This window comes from Paenibacillus sp. DS2015, from assembly GCF_050433705.1.
GTDB lineage: Bacteria > Bacillota > Bacilli > Paenibacillales > Paenibacillaceae > Paenibacillus_AQ.
Genome location: NZ_JBNPWS010000026.1, coordinates 1 through 19,628 on the forward strand (window position 1 = coordinate 1; position 19,628 = coordinate 19,628).

Genomic DNA, 19,628 nt, shown 5'->3' on the forward strand with positions numbered 1-19,628 from the left:
CTAAAGTTTCACGAAGTGAAAGTACTTCGGAAGCATATGCTTTTAAACTCGCAAAGTTGTTTCGTATCTAGTTTTCAAGGATTAAACCTTGAATATGATCTATCTGGAGAGATACCCAAGTGGCTATAAGGGGACCCTCTGCTAAGGGGTTAGACTGCGTAAGCGGTGCGTGGGTTCGAATCCCACTCTCTCCGCCATTTGATATTTCATAAAGATTTAACAGTTATTATTGTGGCGGTGTAGCTCAGCTGGCTAGAGCGTACGGTTCATACCCGTGAGGTCGGGGGTTCGATCCCCTTCGCCGCTACCATACATACCCAGGAGGCTTAGCTCAGCTGGGAGAGCATCTGCCTTACAAGCAGAGGGTCGGGGGTTCGATCCCCTCAGCCTCCACCATTATGCGCCGGTGTAGCTCAACTGGTAGAGCAACTGACTTGTAATCAGTAGGTTGGGGGTTCAAGTCCTCTCGCCGGCACCATTTTTATCTTAATAGTGCGGAACCGTGGTGTAGTTGGTTAACATGCCTGCCTGTCACGCAGGAGATCGCGGGTTCGAGTCCCGTCGGTCCCGCCATTTTATTAAGCTTAGAAGATGGAAATGTATAATATTTTTTTGATCATTAGATCTGGCTCGGTAGCTCAGTCGGTAGAGCAGAGGACTGAAAATCCTCGTGTCGGCGGTTCGATTCCGTTCCGAGCCACCTTTTTATTACGGAGGATTAGTGAAGTGGCTAAACACGGCAGACTGTAAATCTGCTCTCTACGAGTTCGGTGGTTCGAATCCATCATCCTCCACCAGTTTTGTGAGCCATTAGCTCAGTTGGTAGAGCACCTGACTTTTAATCAGGGTGTCGAAGGTTCGAATCCTTCATGGCTCATCATAAGACAAAGGGAAGTCATTAACCTATTAGGTTGGTGACTTTTTTTGTTTTATTCTATTTTTGATAAGAGATATGATAAAATATGAAGAAAAAGGTAAAGTGGTAGGTGAACATCAATGGTGGAGATGGAATCTTTACGAGAGAAACTGCAGCAGATAGTGGGTATCCCTCTCACGATTAAAGAGCTAAATAAGCAAGAATCAGGCTCATTTTTTAATCATAATAACAAAACGGTAATGGATTCAGTGGTGAATGAAGGTGAAGTCTGGTTTCCTCTGTATAGTAAGAATGGGCGGATGTCCGTAATGGCTGGAGAATTGAACGCTTTAAGTTTAGAAGAAGTACAATTTATGGAGTTACTTGTAGCTAATATGCGTGACCATACCGAGGTATCCTTATCTTCGGAGGATATAGAAGAGCGTGAAGTACAACAATTCAGTGATTGGCTTCAGTCACAAATAGATCTAGGTGAATTAGAGAGTGAGGTTCCAGACAGGCTTACTCTTAAGAATCGTATACAGCCGGATATGGTTCCTTTTTTTCTAACTTATGAAGGTATACATACATCGGTAATTTCATATATCGAATTAAAGAAGTTAATCGTCAGTTACTTTGATGGTGAGGTAGTGTTGATTCCTCTAGTTGCACATGAATGGCTTATATTGGCTTGTAAAGAATTGATTGTTGGAGCTATAGATGAGAAGGAAGATGACGTGGAGGAATCAGATACGGACATACTCTCCGCATTCTGTGATGGTCTATACGAGTTGATTGCTAGTGAATCGGTTGGTGGTATTCATCTTTCCGTAACGTTAGGTATGAATCCCATCTATTCACTTCCCTCTACAGTTAATTTACTAAGAGAAACGGTAGAGTTGGGCAAAGTATTTCGGATCACTGAGCATATACATCTACCATGGGACTTAGTATTAGAAAGGTTAATATCTAGCATTCCTGATACTCAGCAAGTTAGTTTTCTAGAGCAAGTGGGTAATGACTCCATAATATTTAAGGATACTGAGACGCTATCAACCCTAGAGACCTTTTTTCAATTAGATTGTAATGTTAGTGAGACGGCAAAGCGAATGTATATACATCGGAACACACTTCTCTATCGTCTGGATAAGATCAAACAGGAAACAGGACTTGATGTCCGTAGCTTTGGAGATGCTGTATTGATTAAGCTGACGATGCTATTGTATAAAGTGACGAAAAGAAAATAGGTTTTTTGTGCAGTTTGTGGATAGGCAGTCTTGCAGATGTCGGGTATGATTAGTTTACAAAATGAATTCGATTACAAAACATCCACTTAGGGGGCAAATATAATGGCTGGAGTACGCTTAGAAAATATTTTCAAGAAATACCCTGGATCTGATAAAGCAACGGTTATTGATATCAATCTTGATATTAAAGATAGAGAGTTTCTAGTATTGGTTGGACCTTCAGGTTGTGGTAAGTCTACAACTTTACGTATGATCGCTGGTTTGGAAGAAATCTCTGAAGGTAAAATGTACATTGGTGACCGTGTTGTCAATGACGTAGCTCCTAAAGACCGCGATATCGCGATGGTATTCCAATCCTACGCTCTTTACCCACATATGAGCGTGTATCAAAACATGGCATTTGGTTTGAAACTACGTAAAGTGAAAAAAGATGAGATAGATAAAAAAGTTCGCGATGCGGCTAAAATTCTTGACATCGAACATTTACTTGAACGTAAACCGAAGGCACTTTCTGGTGGTCAACGTCAACGTGTCGCTTTGGGACGTGCCATTGTCCGTGATCCGCAAGTCTTCTTGATGGATGAGCCTCTTTCCAACTTGGATGCTAAATTACGTGGTCAAATGCGTGCAGAAATCACTAAACTAGTTAAACGCCTTGAAACTACTTGTATCTATGTAACGCATGACCAAACAGAAGCTATGACGATGGGTGACCGTATCGTAGTTATGTATGATGGTATCATTCAACAAGCAGCTTCTCCAGAAGAGCTATACAATAGCCCAACTAATCTTTTTGTAGCAGGATTTATTGGATCTCCTACAATGAACTTTATTAATGGTACACTTAGCGAGTCAAACGGAGCTGTTCGTTTCCGTGCAGCTGGTTTGGATGTAGAAGTCCCTGGTGGTAAAGCTCAAATCTTGAAGAACAAAGGTTTGATTGGCAAAGAAGTTATCATGGGCGTTCGTCCTGAAGATATTCATGAAGAGCCAGTATTCTTAGAAGCATCTCCAAATACGATCTTTACATCTAATGTAGATGTTACTGAGAACCTTGGACATGAAATGTTGCTATACTTGAGTGGATTAGGAGCGGATACAGTAATCGCTCGTGTAGATGGACGTTCTACAATCCGTGATGGTAGCTCAGTTCGCTTGGCAGTTGATATGAACAAAGTTCATATCTTCGACAAGGAATCTGAACTTAACGTTCTAATTACTGACTAATATATAATTTAACAGTTACTATAATTCCAAGACCGCCGACTCTGGCGGTTTTTTGGTGTTTATATCTGTCGATATTATCTAAGCCGAGATTGCATTCGATAGAGATTTCATTTACGATGGTTACAATAGAAAAGTCTTGAATAGGTCCATAGATCTCGGTCTGGTATCATAGGGAATCTGGACGAAAGGGAGAATTGAAATGGCTAAAAAAGTAAAGGTATCTGAACTGGTCCAACAATTTCAGCTGGAAGTCATTTCGGGGGAGGAAGGTCTCAAGCGTGTGATCACGGTTGATGATTTGAATCGACCTGGATTGGAAATGGCAGGCTATTTCGAATATCATCCTCAAGAGCGAGTGCAATTATTTGGTAAGACGGAGTTAGCTTTTTTCGCGATGCTACCTGCTGCAGATAGAAAAGAACGAATGGAAAAGCTGTGTACGGACGTAACCCCTTGTATCGTAGTTACTCGATCACTGGATGTTCCCCAGGAGTTAATAGATGTTAGTGTCGAGAAGAAGATAGCTGTCCTTCGTAGTAATATGGCAACGACAACACTATCTAGCCGAATTACGGGCTTCCTAGAGAAGAAATTAGCACCGACGGCAACTATACATGGCGTATTGTGTGATGTTAATGGTGTGGGCATGCTAATAACGGGTACTAGTGGCATAGGTAAGAGTGAGACAGCACTAGAATTGGTCAAAAGAGGACATCGACTTATTGCAGATGATGCAGTGGAAATTCGTCAAACCTCGGATAACCAACTTCATGGTACGGCTCCTGAATTGATTCGCCATCTCCTTGAAATTCGTGGTGTCGGTATTATTAATGTGATGACCTTGTTTGGCGCGGGTGCTATTCGTAATAACAAACGTATTACGCTAGTCGTGAGATTAGAAGCTTGGCAACAAGATAAGCAATATGATCGACTGGGTCTCGATGAGGAGACTACAAGAATTATCGATACTGATGTTCCATTGGTGACAATTCCTGTACGCCCTGGACGTAACCTTGCCGTTATTATTGAAGTGGCCGCTATGAATTATCGTTTGAAACAAATGGGATTCAATGCAGCACTTCAGTTCACGAATAAATTAACGGCAACGATAGCAGAAGATAATGATGATTTGGATTAGGAGCGTGGAATAAAGATGGCGACATTGTTATTGAATCCTATCGCAATTTCGATTGGATCGCTAGATGTACACTGGTACGGTCTAATTCTAGGATTGGGTGCGTTATTAGGCCTTATGATTGCCATTAGAGAAGGTCGTAGATTTGGAATTTCATCTGAAGTATTTATGGATCTGCTATTGTTTGGGGTTCCTTCAGCCATTATCTGCGCCCGTATTTATTTTGTAGCGTTCAAGTGGGAAGATTACAAAGATAATTTATGGGATGTCTTCAAAATATGGAACGGCGGTATTGCGATCTATGGCGCGTTAATTGGATCTATGATTTGTGGGTATCTGTATAGCCGCTATAAAGGATATAATTTCTGGAGAATTCTTGATATATGTGCTCCAGGACTGATTGTGGGTCAATTGATTGGTCGTTGGGGCAACTTCGTAAACCAAGAGGCCTATGGTGGGGCTGTAGAGGAATCGTTTTTGCGTAATACCTTGCATTTACCTGATTTTATTGTGAATCAGATGAATGTTCAGGGAGTATTCCATCACCCGGCATTCTTATATGAATCATTGTGGAACCTTGTTGGACTTGGTTTGCTACTCGTCTTGCGACGTCAGAAGTTTCTACGTGCTGGAGAAATGATTATTTCTTACTTCGTATGGTATTCGATTGGACGCTTCTTTATTGAAGGATTACGTACGGATAGTCTGGCATTCCAAGGTCAACAATGGTTTGTTTCTCTATCCAATGCTCTGTGGAGTCCAATGAAGAGCCTCGGTTTTGAGGCTGGATATTTAGATCCAGCGTATGGCAATGTGAGAATTTCTCAAATGTTATCGCTTCTTATCATTGTGCTTGCGATCGCTCTGGTTATTGGACGTCGTGTAACGGGGCGGGCAGAAGTTCGCTATCTCGATCCGATTGTGTCCACTAAGGTAACACCGGATACAATGCCAGAAGCGCCTCTTACAGCGCCAAAAAGAGCTAAAACCCAAGAAATTTCTGCCGAATCACGAGTGCTTGAGGTGGAACCGCTATCGGATAACAAAAAGGAGTAATAAAAGGCATGATTGATACGATATTGTTTGATCTGGACGGTACGATTATCGATACAAATGAATTAATTATTTCAGCTTTTAAGAATGTACTTGAAGGACAGGGAACGTCTCTGCTTACAAGAGAAGAAATCATACCTAGGATGGGATTGACTTTGGAACGGCAGCTTCAAATTTTCTCGGGTCATGACGATGTTACGCCTTTAATTCAGTCATATCGAAGCTATAATGATATCCATCACGATGAGATGGTACAACCTTTTCCAAAAGTGCTTGAAGTCATTCAATCGCTTCATGGACGAGGAATCCGTATGGGTGTGGTTACAACTAAGAATAGACCTGGTACCTTGAAAGTACTAGAAATGTTCGGATTATTGGAATACATGGATGCTATTGTAACGGTGATCGATGTTAAGAACCCTAAGCCTCATCCAGAACCTGTACTAAAGGCAGTGAAGGAGCTTGGTTCTGATCCACTTAAGACTTTGATGGTTGGAGATAGTCCTGTAGATATTCAAGCAGCGAAGGCGGCTGGAGTGTTGGCAGCGGGTGTCTCATGGTCACTAAAGGGTGAGGATGAACTTAATAAGTATGCACCAGACTACATGTTGCATACGATGAGCGATTTATATTCCTTTGTAGAACAGGAGTCGGGTTTAGATTGAGAAAGGTTACTCGTCATCCCGTGGAAGGTCCCAATGCGCTCTGGCAAATTTATCGAACGGTGAGTCCTTGGAAAGGGATTAAGAACTTCGTGTGTATTCAGATCGCTCGTTATTGTCCTATTCTTCAGGTGAAGAACTGGATTTATCGTCATATGTTAGGTATGAAGGTAGGAACGCATACGGCATTCGCGCTAATGGTCATGGTAGATGTGTTTTTTCCAGAAAAGATAACCGTGGGAGATAATTCAGTCATTGGTTATAATACGACCATTCTGACTCATGAGTATTTAATTGATGAGTATCGGTTGGGCGAGGTTGTCATTGGCAAAAATGTGATGATTGGAGCCAATTCAACGATCCTTCCCGGTGTGCTTATTGGTGATGGGGCTATTGTGGCAGCAGGCTCAGTAGTTCATAAAGATGTTGCACCAGGGGCCTTTGTAGGCGGTAATCCATTACGTGAATTGAGATCTGCTTCATCAAGAAGTGATTTAGAGTAAGTCTCATGAATAGGGTTAAATGGTTGTAAATTGTTAACACCTCAGATTGAGTATGGGGTGTTATTTGTTTATAGACGATGGCTCATAGTAATCTCTGGTATGATGTGTGGGCGATCATTGCGTTCTCAGGGGAAAGTTGAGTATTAATAGAGGAATAACGAAGAGGGTTAGGGTATGATCAAAGGGATAGAAGTTCATTGACGTTACTTCAAAATCATGTTACGATAGCGAATATTCTTTACTTTGGTAGTATGGTAGATCGTTACCGTGCTAAAGTATTTTGGGTTAAAAAAAGCCCTATCCTTTCTTCTAGATCGTATGAATAAAAGTTAATCGGATCGATGCTCCCAAAGGGCCGACAGGGTTTACAAATGAAATAGGGATGGAAGTTTATACTTTCAAATTCAAATAAAGTTGTCTAAGTCGAGGTGAACTGAAGTGTCTAAGCCAAAAGGTTTTGAAAAACCGGTAGGTGTTCGTGACTATCTACCGTACGCTGTGAAGAAACTACGTTCCATTGAACGTGATGTGTTGGATTGCATGGAGGCATGGGGATATCGTCAGATTATGACGCCAACGATGGAATATTACGATACAGTTGGTGTGGCGAGTTCTACAACGGATCGGAAGTTATTTAAATTGCTCAATAATCGGGGTACTACGTTGGTACTACGCTCAGATATGACGGCTCCTATTGCCCGTGTGGTGTCATCTTTATTGAAGGAGGAGCCACTTCCACTAAGATTGTCTTATCATGCGAATGTATTCCGCGCGATTGAAGAAGAAGCAGGTAGAGAAGCAGAGTTCTTCCAGACGGGCGTGGAACTGGTAGGTGATGATTCCCCTGAAGCTGATGCAGAGATTGTAGCGCTTGCTATTGAGTCGTTGAAGGCAGCAGGGGTGACTTCTTTTAAAATTGCAATGGGGCATGTAGGATTCTTGCATGGATTGTTCCAAGAGGTTGTTCCGGGTCTGGATGATGCTCAGGAAGCGCTTAAAGAGGGATTACTGCGCCGAGATTATGTGGGATTCCGAAATACGATTCTCGCATTGGATTTACCTAAAGAACAAAAAGATATATTGGACGGAATTGTCCGATTACGTGGAGGAAAGGAAATCTGCGAGCAGGCTTTCCAACTTAGTAAAAATACGCTGGCTCAGGATTCAATTGTCCACTTATGTAAGGTGTGGGAAGTGTTAGAAGCCTATGGTGTCTCAGAACATGTGTTAATTGATCTTACAATGATTGGTGATTTCTCTTATTATACAGGTATGACTTTTGAAGGTTACGCTTCAGAATTGGGTTTCCCAGTGTGTAGCGGTGGGCGTTATGACAATCTTTTGCAACAATTTGGGCGGTCAATCCCTGCGACAGGGTTCGCTCTTAAGACTAATCGTATTCTAGACGGTGTACACGGTAAGCAGGAGACTGAGGTGTTACCTGTGCTTGTTCAATATGATGCATTGCAACGCTCACAGGGGCTGGCAGAAGCTACCCGATTGCGTGCTGTAGGACGTACAGTGGTGACACGTTTATTAGCAGACCAGAAGTCATTAGAGTCAACTAAGCAGGTTGAGCAAGAGGTAGAACATGATGCAGAAGAAGAGGTAGAACATGATAGAGTATCAGTAAATGTAAAATCAAGCGATCAAGTAACGCAGGCTGTAAAAAAGATCTATAGCGAGATTATTACTTATGTTACACCTGAATAATTAGGGTCACACTGGAGCAGGGATGATCATAGAGGATAAGGAGGTAGGAAGATGGTAGATACATTAAAAGTAGCTATGCCCAAGGGACGTATATATACGAAAGCGGCAGCCTTGTTCCGCAAAGCTGGACTAGATATTCCACTGGAAGTAGACGAATCGCGTAAATTAGTCGTTCCTTTGCCTGAGATGGGAATGGAATTCATTCTTGCGAAACCAGTAGATGTGCCTACTTATGTTGAGTATGGCGTAGCTGATATTGGGATTGTAGGTAAGGATGTGCTTCTTGAAGAAAATAAGGATGTTTATGAACTTCTAGATCTAGGCATTGCGCGCTGTCGTATGTCTGTTATTGGTCTACCGAATTGGGAACCAGGAATTCAACAGCGAGTAGCTACGAAGTATCCGAATGTGGCGTCACAGTATTTTCGAGAGCAAGGACAGCAGGTTGAGGTCATTAAATTAAACGGATCTATTGAGCTTGCACCGCTAATCGGGTTGGCAGATCGAATTGTCGATATGGTGGAGACGGGGCAGACTTTGAAGGATAATGGATTGGTAGAGATGATAAGTATTTTTGAAATTTCGAGCCGACTCATTGCTAATCGTGTCAGTTATCGTATGAAGAATGGGCAAATTCAAGAGTTGTGTGATCTGCTCCAAAAGGTGATTCCCGTACCTCTAATTCAATCGAAGTAAGGGTTAATGAATATACGGGTAAATAGTTAAGAGATTAACGGATTAACAGATTAATATTGTAGAGTAGGCTTGGTGGAGGTGGCGTTGTCATGATGAAAATTGTACCCGTTGAAAAGTTTAATTTGCAGAGGGAAGTGGATTACGGCACACCTGAGCAGAATGAAGCTGTGAAGACGATCGTAAGGGATATCAAGGCTGAAGGAGATGCAGCACTTCTTCGATATACAGAGCAGCATGATCGGACCCGGTTGACGGCGGATACGCTACGGGTGACTGCTGAAGAGCTACAGGAGGCTTATCAACATGTTGAGCCTTCTTTCGTGAAGGCTATTGCTGCAGCAGCAAACAACATTCGGGCCTTCCATATGCGTGAGAAAAGAAATTCATGGATGGATTTGCAGTCAGACGGCAGTATTCTAGGTCAAATTATTCGTCCTCTAAAAAGGGTGGGCGTGTATGTGCCCGGAGGTAAGGCAGCGTATCCTTCATCCGTACTGATGAACGTTATTCCAGCTCAAGTAGCCGGCGTACCGGAGATTGTCATGATGACTCCACCGGGGACGAACGGTCAAGAGGGCATTGACCCTCATATTCTTGTAGCCGCAGCAGAAGCGGGTGTGCACGAGATCTATCGTGTAGGTGGAGCGCAAGCGATTGCTGCATTGGCTTATGGTACGGAGACGATTGCACCGGTTGATAAAATATGTGGGCCCGGAAATATTTATGTAGCATTGGCGAAGCGAGAAGTATATGGTGCTGTAGATATTGATAGCATTGCTGGACCAAGCGAGATCGTGGTATTAGCAGACGAGAAGGCGAATCCTGTATATGTTGCAGCAGATTTGCTATCACAAGCTGAGCATGATGAGATGGCCTCAGCGATTCTTGTTACCCCTTCTCAAGCATTTGCTGAAGCCGTTGCGGCAGAGGTAACACGTCAGTTGACGCTATTACCACGTCAAAAGATTGCAACTTCCTCCATTGTGAACTATGGCGCTATTATTGTTGTGGAATCCATAGAAGAGGGTATTTCAGTGGTCAATCGGCTAGCACCAGAGCATCTAGAAATGATGGTCGAGGACCCGATGTCTTATGTTAGTAAAATTGAGAATGCGGGTGCCATTTTCTTAGGTCCATATAGCTCGGAGCCTGTGGGAGATTATTTTGCAGGACCGAATCATATTATTCCAACGAACGGAACAGCTAGATTCTCATCGCCAGTAGATGTGGATGATTTCATTAAGAAATCGAGTATGATTTATTATAGTAAGGAAGCGTTGCTAGAGAACGGCGCGACGATTATGGAATTAGCTCGACACGAAGGGCTAGAGGGTCATGCACGGGCGATTGAGGTTCGGTTACAGCAGGAAGGAAAGGTGGAAATCAATAATGGACAATAATGTGAGTGAAATACGTAAGGCAAGTGTAAGCCGCGCAACGAATGAAACGAATATTTCCCTTTCTTTTGGAGTAGATGGTACGGGGGTATCGGAGCTAGAGACGGATGTTCCATTCCTGAATCATATGTTGGATCTGTTTACGAAGCACGGACATTTCGATCTTTCTGTAAAGGCGCAGGGGGATATTGAGATTGATGATCATCACACGGTGGAGGATATCGGGATTTGTCTGGGACAGACGCTTAGAGAAGCTTTAGGCGACAAGCGGGGCATTAAGCGTTATGCTAGCGTATTTGTACCGATGGATGAGGCTTTAGCGCAAGTGGTCATTGATATTAGCAATCGACCGCATTTCGAATATCGTGCAGAATATCCTTCGCAGCAGGTGGGTAGCTTCACGACGGAACTTGTACATGAATTTCTGTGGAAGTTCGCATTGGAAGCACGTATTACGCTACATGTGATCGTTCACTACGGACAGAACACGCATCATATGATTGAGGCTGTGTTTAAAGCACTCGGTCGTGCGCTTGATGAAGCAACTAGCATTGATCCGCGTGTGACAGGTGTGCCCTCCACGAAGGGAGTGCTGTAATCGTGGCTATTGCGATTGTGGATTACGGCATGGGAAATTTGCACAGTGTAAGCAAGGCCGTAGAGCGGCTTGGGTATGAGGTGCTTATTACGAGTGTAGAGAGTGAAATTCTTGCCGCTGATGGTGTAATCCTGCCTGGTGTCGGCGCTTTCGGCGATGCTATGGCGCAATTGCGGGAGAGTTCGCTCGATGCTGTGGTACAGAAGGTCGCAGAAGGAAATCAGCCTCTACTTGGCATTTGCCTAGGTATGCAGCTATTATTCAGTACTAGCGAGGAGCACGGTAACCACGAGGGGCTAGGTATATTACCTGGTTCAGTGGTACGATTCGCGGGTGGCGCGTATAAAGTGCCACACATGGGGTGGAATAAGTTGGAGTATATTGAAGAGGGGAGTCCGCTGTTTACGGGACTTGCGGAAGGATATGTATACTTCGTACATTCTTATCATGTTCTTCCGGAAGTAAAGACTGATCTTATAGCTACAACGGATTATGGACATCCCGTGACTGCAATCGTAGGGCGAGGTTCCGTATTCGGTATGCAGTTCCATCCAGAGAAAAGCGGAGAACTGGGTATGAACTTATTGCGGAATTTCCTTAAGTTTACGGGTGATTCTGTGAAGTAAAGGTTGTTAATATAAATTATTTTCAATTTCGAGGAAAAGTGGGGATAACATTATGTCTTCTTTTATCATATATCCAGCTATTGATATTCGTGATGGTAAGTGTGTACGATTGATTCAAGGCGATTATAATCAGGAAACCGTGTATAATGATAGCCCGTTACACGTCGCTAAGTCATGGGAGCAACAAGGGGGATCTTTTATTCACCTAGTGGATCTCGATGGCGCCAAAGCAGGGCACCCTGTAAATGATGTGATTATTGGAGCTATTGCGAAGGAAGTAAATGTCCCTGTGCAAGTTGGGGGCGGAATTCGTACACTTGCTGATGTGAAGCGTCTATTGGAACTGGGTGTAAGTAGATTGATTATAGGAACAGCAGCGATCGAGGATCGTGCCTTCACAGAAGCTGTTCTAGGTACATATGGAGATAAGGTAGCGATCGGTATTGACGCACGTAACGGCTATGTTGCTACCCGTGGCTGGTTGGATACCTCGGAAGTCAAAGCAGAAGAGCTCGCTAAAGAGCTTGCAGCCAAAGGGGCTGAGACTTTTATTTTCACGGATATTTCACGTGATGGCATGATGCAAGGACCCAATGTAGAGGCAATTCTATCCCTTGCTACGAGTAGTGGGCGCACGGTGATCGCTTCAGGTGGTGTCACAGTGTTGGATGACTTGGTTAGCTTGAGTTCACACGCTCATGAAGGCATTGGTGGGGCGATTGTGGGCAAAGCTCTGTATACAGGGAATATTGATCTAGCAGAGGCAGTGAAGACCGTTAGAGGACAGAATTAGAGTAGGCATTAGGGATTACCCCTGATACTTCATAGTGTATTGTGATTCAGGGGAATGTTCAGGTGTTCAATTGTGAATTGACTGTGAAATGTAATGTAAATTTGCAGGCCTTTTATTAATGAGTGTAGAGGGGAAGAGAGACATGCTGGCTAAACGAATCATTCCGTGTCTGGACGTAAAGGATGGTCGGGTTGTGAAGGGTGTTAACTTTGTTAATCTGCGTGATGCGGGTGATCCGGTAGAACTGGCGGCCCTTTATGACCAAGAGGGTGCAGATGAACTTGTGTTTCTAGATATTTCAGCTTCGGTGGAGGGTCGTGCAACGATGGTGGAAGTTGTACGTCAGACCGCAGGTGAGATTGCGATACCGTTCACGGTAGGCGGAGGAATCTCTCATGTTGATGATATGAAGAGGATTCTACGCGCAGGTGCAGATAAGATTGGTATTAATACGGCAGCTGTGGTTAATCCGCAATTGATCGCGGAAGGTGCTCGTAAATTTGGGTCTCAGTGTATTGTTGTAGCTGTAGATGCGAAATACAATGAGGCATGGGGCGAATGGGAAGTATATACGCATGGTGGACGCACACCGTCGGGCATTCGAGCTTTATCTTGGGTTAAGGAAGCTGAATCGTTGGGCGCAGGTGAAATTCTGCTGACGAGTATGGATGCTGATGGAACGAAGGACGGCTTCGACATAGCACTTACTTCTGCTGTGTCAGGTCTAATTGGTATCCCAGTTATTGCTTCGGGTGGAGCGGGAACGAAGGACCATTTCTACGACGTATTTACAAGTGGGAAAGCGGATGCGGGGTTAGCAGCCACTATTTTTCATTATAAGGAAATGACAATACAAGATTTGAAACAGGACCTAAAGCATAAAGGAGTGGAGATTCGATGAGCAACAAGATAGATCGGGTAGGGTCTTTGGAACAAATACAAGGGCAGATCAAATTTGATGAGTCGGGGTTAGTACCTGCTATTATCCAGGATGCAGTGACCAAGGAAGTATTGATGATGGCGTATATGAACCGGGAATCACTGAAACGATCGGTAGAGAGTGGTGAGACATGGTTCTGGAGTCGCTCGCGACAGGAGTTGTGGCATAAGGGGGCTACTTCTAGCCATACGCAACAAATTGTTTCACTACGCTATGATTGTGATGGAGATACGCTACTATTTCAGGTTAAACCTAAAGGACCTGCATGTCACACAGGAAATGATACTTGTTTCTTCAACGATGTGACATTATCTGCTGATCAAATCGCTGATTCCGAAGCTCTGAATGATTCGAAGCTTAAAGCTAATAATCACAACAATGATGACCGATTCGCGGTCTTGGCTGAGCTGGAGCAAATCATTGCTGAACGTGAAAAAGAGCGGCCTGAAGGGGCTTATACAACGTATTTATTTGAAAAAGGTGTCGATAAAATCCTTAAAAAAGTTGGAGAAGAAACAGCAGAAACTATTATTGCTGCTAAGAATAAAGATAATGCGGAGTTACGTCTAGAGGTAAGCGATCTGATTTATCACTTACTTGTATTACTAGAGGAACGTAAACTACCCCTTGATGAAATTCTAGAAGAACTTGGTCTACGGCACGAACGTCCACGCCGGGATTGAGCATAATTCTTATCGACATCGTATTAAGGGAGGAACTTGACGATGCTAATTGATTATCACACCCACCATGTACGCTGTGGTCATGCGATTGGAGAGCTAGAGGAATATGTTCTGCGTGGCATAGAGATGGGCTTATCTCAGATTGGTCTATCGGATCATATGCCACTCATTCATGTGGATCCAGCCACTTACTATCCTGAAATGGCGATGCCAATGGAGGAGCTTCCTCGTTATGTGGAGGAATGCCTTGCTCTTAAAGAGCGGTACAAAGGGCAGATTGATGTTAAGGTGGGGTTAGAAGGCGACTATATCGAAGGGTATGAATCCGAGATAGAAGACATTATATCAGCATACCCATGGGACTATGTCATTGGATCAGTTCATTTTCTGGGAACGTGGGATATTAGTGATTACCGTCAGACGAATCATTGGGACGGACAGGATATTCTTACTGTGTATAAGCGCTATTATGATGCTGTCCAGAAGGCTGCGGCAACGGGATTGTACGATATTATGGGCCATGTAGATGTGATTAAGCGGTTCGGTTATAAGCCTGTAGCAGAAGCCACTGCTGAAGTAACAGATATGGAAGATGCTACACTGATCGCTATACGTAAGAGTGGAGTAGCTATGGAGTTGAACGCTTCTGGGTTATCTAAAGCGTGCGAGGAGATGTTCCCTAGCAGAAGAATAGTGAGCGAAGCCTATCGTCTGGGTATTCCTGTTACGGTCGGTTCCGATGCACATGATCCGCGCAAACTGGGAGAATATCTGGATCAAGCACGTGTTACACTTTGGGATGTCGGTTACCGAGAGCTATCGGTGTTCGATCGGCGAGTTAGAACACAGGTGTCTTTTGAAATCTAGCTTTTGCCTGTATAATATAATTAAATATAGATTTGGAATTACAGGAGGATGTCATGCAACAGCAACACAAGATGCGCGTTTTTTCCGGATCATCGAATCCCAAATTAGCTCAGGACATATGTGCTAAGCTCGGCGTGGAACTGGGCAGTATTAAGCTGTCACGTTTTCAAAGCGGAGAGGTCTATGTCCATTATGAGGAGAGCATCCGCAACTGTGATGTGTTTCTTGTTCAGTCTCTCTCACATCCTATTAATGAGACGTTTGTAGAACTGCTGGTGATGATTGATGCCGCTAAGAGGGCTTCTGCTCATACGGTTAACATTATTGTACCTTACTATGGTTATGCCCGTCAGGAACGCAAATCTGCACCACGTGAGCCTATCTCAGCCAAAATGGTAGCGGATGTACTCACTACAGTTGGAGCAAATCGAGTCATTACGATAGATTTACATGCGTCGGCCATTCAGGGATTCTTTAATATCCCTGTTGATCACTTAACGGCACTTGACTTGATCAGTGAGTATTTACGATCTAAGCATATAAGCAATCCAGTCATTGTCTCTCCAGATGCTGGGCGAGCATCGATGGCAGAGAAACTGGCGAACCACCTGGATTCTCCGTTTGCTATTATGATTAAGAAGCGTCCTGCCCATAATGAATCGGTCATTACGCATGTCATTGGGGACGTGGAAGGAAGAACACCGATCATTATAGAAGACTTGATTGATACGGGAACGACAATTATTAATGTAGTAGAAGGTTTGAAGGAACGTGGAGCACAAGACGTGTACGTATGTGCTACCCATGGACTTTTCTCTGGATCTGCACTAGAACGATTGAATCACCCTAACATTAAAGAAGTGGTTGTGACAGATTCCATTGTTCAGGAGCAGCAATCCGATAGATTCAAAGTATTATCGGTAGCGCCAATGCTGGCACAGGCTACTCAGATTATTATGGAAGGTGGATCTATCGCTACCTTATTTAAAGACTCCGGCATTTAGTGGATGCGGTGTCTTTTCTATGTGTCTGCTACTCTATTGATATAAATGAGAAGGCGAATCTACCTATCTTAGAAGGACTATTGAACTTGTGTTATACTATTGTAGGTCATTGGTTTAAAAAAGGAGGTGCCTTGCTCAATGAATGAGGATAAACTACGGGCTGAAGACCTATACAATAAAATCATACCTGTCCATTTGGATGCGAATTTCTTTTTTGAAAGAGCTGTACGCTCGCTAGATCGCAATCATTATGACAAGGCATTGAAATATTTCGGTAAAGCGGTAGAGTATGAACCAGAAAATCCTGTGAATCATTGCAACGTGGCAGGAATCATGTCTGAAATGGGTGACTTCTCGGGATCAAATGCCGTGCTTGCTCAGGTTCTGAAGGATATTGATCCGGCTATGACGGAATGCTACTACTATATGGCGAATAACTTTGCGAATATGGAACAATTTGAAGAAGCAGAGAAGGCGCTTGTGACTTATTTGGAAGAGGACTCCGAGGGTCAATTCTTGGAGGAAGCGGAAGAAATGATGGATTTACTCCATTATGAACTGAATCGTCCCGCTAAGTTGCACCGAATTAAGAGTAGGGAAGGCATGGTTGAGCATGAGAATGCACGTGCACTTCTTGAAGAAGGAAAGTTTGCTCAGGCTGTAGATATTTTAGAGGAAATTGTGAAGAACTACCCTGATTTTCTGTCTGCTCGGAATAATCTGGCGTTAGCTTATTATTATGTTGGATTATTTGATAGAGCGAAGGAAACAATAGGTGAGGTACTGGAACAAGAGCCAGGTAATCTCCACGGGTTGTGCAATTTGGCTATATTTTATCAACACGAGCATAACATGACAGAATTAGCACCTTTGGTTCGCACCCTGACGGTTACGATTCCTTTTCATCAGGAGCATGTGTTTAAATTAGCTACGACGATGGGAATATTGGGACAACATGAAGTTGCCTATAGACATTTCCGTAGATTATTAAAGGACGAGGACATGAATAGTGATCCGAGTCTTTATCATTATACGGCTGCGGCTGCTTTTAATTGTGAGCGTTATGTAGATGCGGAAAGATGCTGGAAATTTGCGCAGAAACTTGATCCGGAATCGGATGTTCCTAAGTTTTTTCTGTCTCAACTACATCAATTCCAAGCGGGAACTTCGGTTCAACCTAAAATCAGCTATCACTATCACCTTCCGTTTGAGGAGCAGCTTAAGCTCTGGGAATTGGATGGAGATCAAATGACAGAGGAGATCAGACATAATCCTCTCATTCGTTCATCTTTCTTCTGGGCGCTTCGACATGGGGATGTGGGTACTAAACTTCAAGTCATTCAAGCATTTGCGTGGATTGCTGATGATGAGGTTAAGCAGGCTCTTCTCGTTTTTATTCAGGAACCAGATGAAGATATAGAGCTGAAAGAGGCGGCTATGTTTGTTCTGCAAGGCATGGGTATTGATCGTGAAACATTGCTGTTAGATGATTCCGAGGAGTCTTCTCAAGATTCAGTGAAGGATAACCTGCTTCCAGAAGATTGTAATTGGCAGCTGGTTGTTAACAAGACGCTGGAAATGATGGGGCGTTCAAGTCTGAACCAGCAAGAAGATGTACAGCGTTTATGGACGGAATTTCTAAATAAAAGTTATCCAGATACGCCTCAACTACATCATATGGAGGCTTGGTCTGCGGCGCTTGAGTACTGGAGTTCCAAGATTTATGGTGACTCTATTACGTACGAAGAAGTCGCAAAACGATATGGACTTTCTGTATCTACTGTCAGTCGCTACGCTAGACGTATGGACCGTGTGTGCCATATGAAAGGTAGAAAGAGATCACTTTTATGATGAAATGTAGAGATAATTCCAAAAGTAATCTGCTAAGGAGAGACTTTTTGGACTCGAATATATAGGTGAAGTGTGTAAAACATATCATGAACAATTTACTCGATATTGAGGAGGATGATTGAATGTATAAATCAATTATTATCGGAACAGGCCCTGCGGGTTTAACTGCTGCAATTTATCTTGCACGTGCCAACATGAAACCTTTAGTTATTGAAGGTATGCAACCAGGCGGGCAATTGACAACTACTACTGAAATTGAGAACTTCCCGGGATTCCCAGATGGTATTATGGGTCCAGAATTGATGGATAATATGCGTAAGCAAGCTGAGCGCTTTGGTGCTGAGTTTAAATCCAGTTGGGTAGAAAGTGTTGATTTCTCCAAACGTCCTTTTAAGGTTCAAGTTCAAGGGATGGGCGAATTGGAAGCAGAAACGGTTATTATCTCAACAGGTGCTTCCGCTAAATACCTTGGAATTCCGGGTGAACAAGAGAACATTGGACGTGGAGTCAGCACGTGTGCAACATGTGATGGATTCTTCTTCCGTGGCAAAAAAATCATCGTGATTGGTGGCGGTGACTCAGCGATGGAGGAGGCTAGCTTCCTGACCCGTTTTGGCTCTAGTGTAACACTGGTCAATCGTCGTGAAGAGCTACGGGCTTCCAAAATTATGCAAGACCGCGCGCGTGACAATGAAAAGGTGCTATGGGCACTTAACCGTACACCGCTTGAGGTTGTTGCTGAAGGTATGGGTGTTAAAGGGCTAAAAGTCCGTAATAACGAAACGAATCAAGAGGAACTTATTGAAGCAGATGGTGTGTTCGTAGCGATAGGACATACGCCGAACACGAGTTTCCTAGGCAATCAAATTACGACAGATGATGTCGGATATATTGTAGTTAAGCCAGGAACGACAGAGACGAATATTCCAGGCGTATTCGCTTGTGGTGACGTACAGGATAACAAATATCGTCAGGCTATTTCCGCTGCCGGTACAGGCTGTATGGCAGCTATGGATGCTGAGAAGTTCATTGAAGGTTCCATGGTACATGACTGGAGCGAGAATCTCGGTAAGTAAATTGAGATAATTGTATAAGGTGAATGTCTTCGTCGTCCTATGAGGACAGTATTCGGTTACTAATGAAACATAACTTGAGATGTCATTATTATTACAAAAGGTACCCTCCATATGGTGGGTACCTTTTGTGATTTACCGATTAGATCTATATTGAATTCTCATGTTTCATAGCTCCAAAGATAGCATGTTTTTATTTATAGAGCGCAATTATACAACATATTTCGACACATTCGTTTTGATGTCTAATGTATACTTAGTCATAATCGCTAGTTATTAATAGATACACCTAAATAAATACAATATATTGAATTGAAATTACTTAATTAGGCGAAAGGCTGATAAATTATGAAACGATTAGAAGATTCAGTTTCTTCGATAGAATATTAAGAAGTTACATAGATAGATTAACTGGAAGGGGCTGTTGAATTGGGGATTATTATGAAGTTTGTGATACGAAATATTTTTGAAAGAAAAATTAGAACGATAATGATGGACTCTTGGGGGAGATAAGCCTGTTATCCCCAGGGTAGCTTTTATCCGTTGAGCGATGGCCCTTCCATGCGGTACCACCGGATCACTAAGCCCGACTTTCGTCCCTGCTCGACTTGTAGGTCTCGCAGTCAAGCTCCCTTCTCCCCTGATGCTTATAGGGCAGATACAATTCGGTTTTTAGTATCATTTCGGGGGCTGGCTTTGCTCTT

The 19,628-nt window shown here is 43.3% G+C and carries 18 protein-coding genes, 8 tRNA genes and 1 other annotated feature (1 of these 27 running past the window's edge); all 26 genes read left to right on the forward strand.

The window, feature by feature from the left end:
• Window positions 1-105 precede the first annotated feature (105 nt).
• The 26 genes from J2T13_RS19185 to trxB all read left to right on the forward strand — a co-directional run bounded on the left by J2T13_RS19185 (window position 106) and on the right by trxB (window position 18,927).
• A tRNA-Ser gene (locus J2T13_RS19185) sits at window positions 106-197 on the forward strand.
• 36 nt (window positions 198-233) lie between these two features.
• Window positions 234-310: transfer RNA gene (locus J2T13_RS19190), tRNA-Met, on the forward strand.
• 10 nt (window positions 311-320) lie between these two features.
• A tRNA-Val gene (locus J2T13_RS19195) sits at window positions 321-396 on the forward strand.
• Between the two features lie 6 nt (window positions 397-402).
• A tRNA-Thr gene (locus tag J2T13_RS19200) sits at window positions 403-478 on the forward strand.
• A gap of 18 nt (window positions 479-496) precedes the next feature.
• Window positions 497-573: transfer RNA gene (locus tag J2T13_RS19205), tRNA-Asp, on the forward strand.
• A gap of 54 nt (window positions 574-627) precedes the next feature.
• Window positions 628-700: transfer RNA gene (locus tag J2T13_RS19210), tRNA-Phe, on the forward strand.
• Window positions 701-712: 12 nt separating this feature from the next.
• Window positions 713-797, forward strand: a tRNA-Tyr gene (locus J2T13_RS19215).
• A 7-nt stretch (window positions 798-804) separates the two neighbouring features.
• Window positions 805-877, forward strand: a tRNA-Lys gene (locus J2T13_RS19220).
• A gap of 119 nt (window positions 878-996) precedes the next feature.
• The gene (locus J2T13_RS19225) at window positions 997-2,103 is read left to right on the forward strand and encodes a PucR family transcriptional regulator (protein WP_429373979.1); all 1,107 of its coding nucleotides are present in this window, start codon (window positions 997-999) and stop codon (window positions 2,101-2,103) included.
• 102 nt (window positions 2,104-2,205) lie between these two features.
• Window positions 2,206-3,330, forward strand: a complete 1,125-nt coding sequence (locus J2T13_RS19230; RefSeq protein WP_429373980.1) for an ABC transporter ATP-binding protein — start codon at window positions 2,206-2,208, stop codon at window positions 3,328-3,330.
• A 199-nt stretch (window positions 3,331-3,529) separates the two neighbouring features.
• A complete protein-coding gene (hprK, locus tag J2T13_RS19235; RefSeq protein ID WP_429373981.1) occupies window positions 3,530-4,468 on the forward strand; it encodes an HPr(Ser) kinase/phosphatase in 939 nt (312 codons plus the stop codon).
• A gap of 15 nt (window positions 4,469-4,483) precedes the next feature.
• Window positions 4,484-5,521, forward strand: coding sequence for a prolipoprotein diacylglyceryl transferase (lgt, locus tag J2T13_RS19240; protein ID WP_429373982.1), 1,038 nt, complete (start codon window positions 4,484-4,486; stop codon window positions 5,519-5,521).
• A gap of 8 nt (window positions 5,522-5,529) precedes the next feature.
• Window positions 5,530-6,183: a pyrophosphatase PpaX gene (ppaX, locus tag J2T13_RS19245; RefSeq protein WP_429373983.1), complete on the forward strand. Its 654-nt coding sequence runs from the start codon at window positions 5,530-5,532 to the stop codon at window positions 6,181-6,183.
• Window positions 6,180-6,683: an acyltransferase gene (locus J2T13_RS19250; protein WP_429373984.1), complete on the forward strand. Its 504-nt coding sequence runs from the start codon at window positions 6,180-6,182 to the stop codon at window positions 6,681-6,683. Before ppaX ends, J2T13_RS19250 begins: the two co-directional genes overlap by 4 nt.
• A gap of 438 nt (window positions 6,684-7,121) precedes the next feature.
• Entirely contained in the window at window positions 7,122-8,396 is a 1,275-nt protein-coding gene (locus J2T13_RS19255; protein WP_429373985.1) for an ATP phosphoribosyltransferase regulatory subunit, read from the forward strand.
• Between the two features lie 51 nt (window positions 8,397-8,447).
• The gene (hisG, locus tag J2T13_RS19260; RefSeq protein WP_429373986.1) at window positions 8,448-9,092 is read left to right on the forward strand and encodes an ATP phosphoribosyltransferase; all 645 of its coding nucleotides are present in this window, start codon (window positions 8,448-8,450) and stop codon (window positions 9,090-9,092) included.
• Window positions 9,093-9,184: 92 nt separating this feature from the next.
• Entirely contained in the window at window positions 9,185-10,492 is a 1,308-nt protein-coding gene (gene hisD, locus J2T13_RS19265; protein WP_429374040.1) for a histidinol dehydrogenase, read from the forward strand.
• Window positions 10,482-11,087 (forward strand): imidazoleglycerol-phosphate dehydratase HisB, encoded by a 606-nt coding sequence (gene hisB / locus J2T13_RS19270; protein ID WP_429373987.1) that lies wholly within the window; start codon window positions 10,482-10,484, stop codon window positions 11,085-11,087. Before hisD ends, hisB begins: the two co-directional genes overlap by 11 nt.
• A gap of 2 nt (window positions 11,088-11,089) precedes the next feature.
• Window positions 11,090-11,713 (forward strand): imidazole glycerol phosphate synthase subunit HisH, encoded by a 624-nt coding sequence (hisH, locus tag J2T13_RS19275; RefSeq protein WP_429373988.1) that lies wholly within the window; start codon window positions 11,090-11,092, stop codon window positions 11,711-11,713.
• Between the two features lie 52 nt (window positions 11,714-11,765).
• A complete protein-coding gene (gene hisA / locus J2T13_RS19280) occupies window positions 11,766-12,506 on the forward strand; it encodes a 1-(5-phosphoribosyl)-5-[(5-phosphoribosylamino)methylideneamino]imidazole-4-carboxamide isomerase (protein ID WP_429373989.1) in 741 nt (246 codons plus the stop codon).
• Window positions 12,507-12,648: 142 nt separating this feature from the next.
• Window positions 12,649-13,407: an imidazole glycerol phosphate synthase subunit HisF gene (hisF, locus tag J2T13_RS19285; protein WP_429373990.1), complete on the forward strand. Its 759-nt coding sequence runs from the start codon at window positions 12,649-12,651 to the stop codon at window positions 13,405-13,407.
• Complete coding sequence (hisIE, locus tag J2T13_RS19290) at window positions 13,404-14,129, forward strand: bifunctional phosphoribosyl-AMP cyclohydrolase/phosphoribosyl-ATP diphosphatase HisIE (protein ID WP_429373991.1); 726 nt, start codon at window positions 13,404-13,406, stop codon at window positions 14,127-14,129. Before hisF ends, hisIE begins: the two co-directional genes overlap by 4 nt.
• A gap of 42 nt (window positions 14,130-14,171) precedes the next feature.
• Window positions 14,172-14,996 (forward strand): histidinol-phosphatase HisJ, encoded by an 825-nt coding sequence (gene hisJ, locus J2T13_RS19295; protein ID WP_429373992.1) that lies wholly within the window; start codon window positions 14,172-14,174, stop codon window positions 14,994-14,996.
• Between the two features lie 53 nt (window positions 14,997-15,049).
• Complete coding sequence (locus J2T13_RS19300) at window positions 15,050-16,000, forward strand: ribose-phosphate diphosphokinase (protein ID WP_429373993.1); 951 nt, start codon at window positions 15,050-15,052, stop codon at window positions 15,998-16,000.
• A 138-nt stretch (window positions 16,001-16,138) separates the two neighbouring features.
• Entirely contained in the window at window positions 16,139-17,851 is a 1,713-nt protein-coding gene (locus J2T13_RS19305; RefSeq protein WP_429373994.1) for a tetratricopeptide repeat protein, read from the forward strand.
• A 122-nt stretch (window positions 17,852-17,973) separates the two neighbouring features.
• Window positions 17,974-18,927 (forward strand): thioredoxin-disulfide reductase, encoded by a 954-nt coding sequence (gene trxB / locus J2T13_RS19310; protein ID WP_429373995.1) that lies wholly within the window; start codon window positions 17,974-17,976, stop codon window positions 18,925-18,927.
• 539 nt (window positions 18,928-19,466) lie between these two features.
• Window positions 19,467-19,628: a sequence feature (23S ribosomal RNA rRNA prediction is too short), on the reverse strand (it continues 8 nt past the right edge of the window).

What these genes read in the sequence shown, in the direction of transcription:
- J2T13_RS19225 (WP_429373979.1), top strand. Translation starts at nt 997, where the DNA reads ATGGTGGAGATGGAATCTTTACGAGAGAAACTGCAGCAGATAGTGGGT.
- J2T13_RS19230 (WP_429373980.1), top strand. Translation starts at nt 2,206, where the DNA reads ATGGCTGGAGTACGCTTAGAAAATATTTTCAAGAAATACCCTGGATCT.
- hprK (WP_429373981.1), top strand. Translation starts at nt 3,530, where the DNA reads ATGGCTAAAAAAGTAAAGGTATCTGAACTGGTCCAACAATTTCAGCTG.
- lgt (WP_429373982.1), top strand. Translation starts at nt 4,484, where the DNA reads ATGGCGACATTGTTATTGAATCCTATCGCAATTTCGATTGGATCGCTA.
- ppaX (WP_429373983.1), top strand. Translation starts at nt 5,530, where the DNA reads ATGATTGATACGATATTGTTTGATCTGGACGGTACGATTATCGATACA.
- hisG (WP_429373986.1), top strand. Translation starts at nt 8,448, where the DNA reads ATGGTAGATACATTAAAAGTAGCTATGCCCAAGGGACGTATATATACG.
- hisD (WP_429374040.1), top strand. Translation starts at nt 9,185, where the DNA reads ATGAAAATTGTACCCGTTGAAAAGTTTAATTTGCAGAGGGAAGTGGAT.
- hisB (WP_429373987.1), top strand. Translation starts at nt 10,482, where the DNA reads ATGGACAATAATGTGAGTGAAATACGTAAGGCAAGTGTAAGCCGCGCA.
- hisA (WP_429373989.1), top strand. Translation starts at nt 11,766, where the DNA reads ATGTCTTCTTTTATCATATATCCAGCTATTGATATTCGTGATGGTAAG.
- hisF (WP_429373990.1), top strand. Translation starts at nt 12,649, where the DNA reads ATGCTGGCTAAACGAATCATTCCGTGTCTGGACGTAAAGGATGGTCGG.
- hisIE (WP_429373991.1), top strand. Translation starts at nt 13,404, where the DNA reads ATGAGCAACAAGATAGATCGGGTAGGGTCTTTGGAACAAATACAAGGG.
- hisJ (WP_429373992.1), top strand. Translation starts at nt 14,172, where the DNA reads ATGCTAATTGATTATCACACCCACCATGTACGCTGTGGTCATGCGATT.
- J2T13_RS19300 (WP_429373993.1), top strand. Translation starts at nt 15,050, where the DNA reads ATGCAACAGCAACACAAGATGCGCGTTTTTTCCGGATCATCGAATCCC.
- J2T13_RS19305 (WP_429373994.1), top strand. Translation starts at nt 16,139, where the DNA reads ATGAATGAGGATAAACTACGGGCTGAAGACCTATACAATAAAATCATA.
- trxB (WP_429373995.1), top strand. Translation starts at nt 17,974, where the DNA reads ATGTATAAATCAATTATTATCGGAACAGGCCCTGCGGGTTTAACTGCT.